This window comes from Virgibacillus salarius (genome assembly GCF_039521925.1).
GTDB lineage: Bacteria > Bacillota > Bacilli > Bacillales > Amphibacillaceae > Virgibacillus > Virgibacillus salarius.
The window spans coordinates 1-4,410 of record NZ_BAAACY010000158.1 but is presented as its reverse complement, the minus strand read 5'-3'; the positions used below and the strand labels follow the sequence as shown (position 1 = coordinate 4,410).

Sequence of the window (4,410 nt, the reverse complement as noted above, 5' to 3'; positions counted from 1 at the left end):
TAGCGAAGGCCGGCCACTTCAACTCCTGTGGGAAATGTTTGACCTGAAGATCCACTTTTTTGAGCGGGTTTTGCTAAAAAAGTTAGCGGAAGGACAAACCCCATGGAAAGGGAAGTGGGCAGCCGGAGTGGTGGTCAAGCAAGCAGTAGCTATTATTCCATAATAGCTACTATAGGAAGCGTAGATCTGAGCATTTAGTGATAAGGAATGAGCGAATTTTGCTCAGTTTTTTATAATAGAATGTATCATTTCAGGTGCTTGTGGATTCAATTCGTTCATTTCGTTTTTTCATTTGTTCGAGACGCTTTTCGTAATCCGCCTGTTCCGAATCAGAAAATGGCTGTTCAATCACCTCGTTATTGAAAGCTGCTAAGGATTTCTTCGCTCTAACTTTCATATCCTCCACGGTTAGTTGTGTATTCAATAAGTCTGACAACGAAGACATCACATGAGGATCTACCGAAGGGTAAGTGAATTTAGTTTTCTCTCCTTTTTTGCTAATATCGTAAAAATCTCTAATTACTTTCGCCCGTTTATAGCTATTGCCTTCAACATCCAAATAAATTTGCACAGCGACACCATCCTTCACCCGACGTTGTGAAATGCCTGCAAATTTTTTCCCATTAATACTTAAATCATAATCTCCAGGGCAATAGGAATTAACAATTTCGTATGCTTCAATCTGATCTGTTAGATCATCAAGCATGTACGTAACAAAACGGACCATAGCTTCATACCCTTCGTGAATGGATAGATCTTTTACTCCAGGAAGGATTAATGAAATATTTAGTACACCGTTATCTAAAGCAACTGCCAAACCACCGGAATTGCGAACAACTACGTGAAATCCAGCCCTTTTCAGCAGCTGTATACCTTCATCGATATAAGGCAGCTTTGCATCTGGAATACCAAGTACAATGGTGTTTGGATGAACCCATAAGCGCATAGTTGGTGGTGATAACCTATGACTAATTGAAAGAGCCAGGGCATCATCAATCGCAAACGAATGTATGGCTGTATAAGCTTCATTATTGAAGGTAGTTAGTGTAGAGTGGTCGATGTAACGAAATGTATCTTGTTGTATCAAATCTTTCCAATTTTTCATAGTTTACTCCTTGATTTACTTGAATAATAAACGAATGCTCCAGGTATTAGTATGTTTAGCTTCTTACTTTTTTCGTTTATTTATCCCGCCACTATTGGCAGTAAGATTCCCTTTCAATTTATAGTACATATCATGAAGAGAAAATAGTGGAAACTGCCAGTAAATGTCCGATTGGTTCACCTACCAATCAGTAAAAACCTAATTGAAGGTTCACTTTATCTATTATATAATAAAAAGAAATCGTCGAAAAGAAACGGATGGGAATGCATGGCATATAAAGATGAGCAATTACATGAAGAAAAAGTATTTAAAGATCCTGTACATCGGTACGTACATGTAAAGGACAGGGTGATATGGGATTTAATTGCAGCACCGGAATTTCAGCGGTTACGTAGAATAAAGCAATTAGGTACAACGAATTTAACTTTCCATGGTGCTGAGCATAGCCGATTTAATCATTCTCTTGGTGTTTATGAGATTGTTCGTAGAATTATAACTAACTTCGAAGGACGACCACATTGGAACAGTGAGGAACGTCTTCTTTGTTTATGTGCTGCGTTATTGCATGATTTGGGACATGGCCCGTTCTCCCATTCGTTTGAAAAAGTATTTAAATTAGATCACGAATATTTCACACAGCAGATTATATTAGGTGATACGAAGGTAAACGCAATATTGGAACGTGTAGCAAAAGGATTTGCGCAGGATGTGTCAGATGTTATTGCAAAAACTTATAAGGATAAGCTAGTTGTTAGTTTAATTTCCAGTCAAATTGATGCGGATCGCATGGATTATTTACAACGAGATACCTATTTTACTGGGGTTAGCTATGGACATTTTGATATGGAGAGAATCCTGCGAGTGATGCGTCCAATGGAGGATCAAGTTGTTATTAAGTACACGGGCATGCATGCGGTAGAAGACTATATTATGAGTCGTTATCAAATGTACTGGCAAGTCTATTTTCATCCTGTTACAAGAAGTGCAGAAGTCATATTATCGAAAATCCTTCATCGAGCAAAGGTATTGTATGAAGATCCAAATTATACATTTAAACTGGAGCCTACGCACTTTCTTTCGTTTTTTACTGGGGATGTTAAACTACAAGATTATTTGAAATTAGACGAGGGGATTGTTTCCTATTATTTTCAACTTTGGCAGGAAGAAGAAGATGACATTTTGAGCGATTTGTGTGAACGATTTACCAATCGAAGGTTGTTTAAATATATTGAATTTAACCCGAATCTACAAATGAATGAATGGATGGAGCTGCATCGCCTATTTATGAATGCAGGAATTGATCCAGACTATTATCTTGTAGTCGATTCCTCATCTGATTTACCCTATGATTTTTATCGCCCAGGGGAAGAGGAGGAGCGGTTACCCATTCATTTGCTTATGCCAAATGGTGAGTTGAGGGAGTTATCTAGACAGTCGGAAATTGTTGAATCCATTTCTGGAAAAAAACGAACGGATCACAAATTGTACTTTCCTATTGATTTAATAGAGAAGATAGAAGATAGTACGGTGAAGAAACGTGTAGAAGAAATTCTTAGTGGTCAGGGAGAGGTAAAGAATGCTAACTAATCATGCAAAGCTAATGCAGTTTTTTTCCGTTGCTAATGAAGTCACTGGCAGGAAAAAGCTTCAAAAAATGATTTATATCCTTCAAAAGTGTGGTATGCCTTTTGAAGAAAAGTATGAATTTCATTTCTATGGTCCCTATTCGGAAGAGCTAACATTACGAGTAGAGGAATTATGTAATTTGGGGTTCATTCATGAGGAAAAAGAAGATAAAAGCAATTATTATCAATATCATTATACAATTACAAATGATGGGGAAGAATTTTTACATCAGTTTGCAATGGACATGCCCGATTTTTCCAGTCAGGTGGAAGCAATGAAGGGGAAAAGCTCTAGATTTTTAGAGCTTGTTGCAACAATGCTATATTTTGATGGCTTATCGAGAGAAGAAAATATTGCAAAGGTACATACGGTGAAACCAAAGCAAAAATATACGAATGAAGAAATACAAGCGGCACACGCTTTTATTGAAGGCTTGAAGCAATAGAGACAGATAGGTGTCAACATGGTAATACCTATGCTACAATAAAAAGCAGTAAACATAGAAGGAGGGTTCTGGGATGAGTTCCGATCAATCTTCGAATAAGAAAAAAAATAACTTTACGATCATTAAGGATGATTCAACGGATGGACATGGTGGTTACGGATATGGTTCGATTAGTTTAGAAAACATGTCTTCCGTAATTGTGGATCCCAATGAAAATAAGGCTTATGTTGATATGGCAGCAATGCATGCAAGAAGTGATATCGAACGTCGCGTAAAATATTTGAATGATAAAAACGAGGTACCCAATGGTAAATTATATTGGATTGTATGGGTGAATGTTGATCAAGGTGAAAATGGACCGTATTATTCTGGTGTAGCAGGTAGTGAGCTACGCGTTGACCGTTCGATTAAACGAGCCTACAAATCCATGCCTGAGCATGTTACACATATGGAAAAGTCGTTAAAAGGTAAAGTTATCGTAGACCATATGGATGAGCATTCTAAGAAATTATTAAAGGATTTCTTGGTTGAATTTGATTCAGACATGTGGAAAAATTCCAAAGATGAATTGAAAGATTCACTTCCAAAATAAGAAAAAAACCTTCTAGCTTGGCAATCTACCCAACCTAGAAGGTTTTTACTTATAAGCGTAAATCTGTTATCCCGCATATAACTGGCAGTAAGCTCCACCTCAAGCAATGAAGAAAAACCAATATGGTTAAGTGTGGGATCAACTGCCAGTAAATGTCCGATTGGTTCGGCCTACATGGAAGTAGGTCACAAAGGCGTTGCCACAGGACGTGGCGAATGAAGCTTTTGTACGTATTTGTTTCAGTAAAGTATCACTTTATTTAGTGATTTCAAAAGAGTACAAGGGTTGGATGTTGACATCCATTGCTAATGGACAGAGCGTGATAAACTTGATGTATTGAAGTGGAAAACGGCGAAGTCTTTACTTCTTACAATCATTCAATAATTGTTAAGAATACTTCCTTATGCTAACATTTAAAAGTGAACATTTTGTGACGTCGAGCTAAAGCAATCGATTTTATCTTGTACTTTGTATTAGAAATTTGTAAAATATAGGAGTACATGGGCTACTCATGTATTACTAGGACAAAAAAGAAGCCGAAACCAGTATATCTGGATTCGGCTTCTTTTTTATAAGTTAAGAAAGTATAAAATCAGTGCAATGACTGCGTTAAGCCAAGTAGTTATTTTGAAATGTTTGATG

At 37.1% G+C, this 4,410-nt stretch carries 4 protein-coding genes; 3 read left to right on the top strand and 1 reads right to left on the bottom strand.

Translation table 11 applies throughout. The annotated features are described in order from the left end of the window. Positions 1–250 precede the first annotated feature (250 nt). Complete coding sequence (locus ABDZ84_RS19175) at positions 251–1,105, bottom strand: lipoate--protein ligase family protein (protein WP_121603972.1); 855 nt, start codon at positions 1,103–1,105, stop codon at positions 251–253. Positions 1,106–1,372: 267 nt separating this feature from the next. Here ABDZ84_RS19175 and ABDZ84_RS19170 point away from each other — a divergent pair, with 267 nt between their 5' ends. The 3 genes from ABDZ84_RS19170 to ABDZ84_RS19160 all read left to right on the top strand — a co-directional run bounded on the left by ABDZ84_RS19170 (position 1,373) and on the right by ABDZ84_RS19160 (position 3,768). Beyond that, positions 1,373–2,692, top strand: a complete 1,320-nt coding sequence (locus tag ABDZ84_RS19170; RefSeq protein ID WP_343782650.1) for an HD domain-containing protein — start codon at positions 1,373–1,375, stop codon at positions 2,690–2,692. Further along, the gene (locus ABDZ84_RS19165) at positions 2,682–3,176 is read left to right on the top strand and encodes a YwgA family protein (protein ID WP_026681820.1); all 495 of its coding nucleotides are present in this window, start codon (positions 2,682–2,684) and stop codon (positions 3,174–3,176) included. Before ABDZ84_RS19170 ends, ABDZ84_RS19165 begins: the two co-directional genes overlap by 11 nt. 73 nt (positions 3,177–3,249) lie before the next feature. Beyond that, positions 3,250–3,768: a YwhD family protein gene (locus tag ABDZ84_RS19160; RefSeq protein ID WP_026681819.1), complete on the top strand. Its 519-nt coding sequence runs from the start codon at positions 3,250–3,252 to the stop codon at positions 3,766–3,768. Positions 3,769–4,410 lie beyond the last annotated feature (642 nt).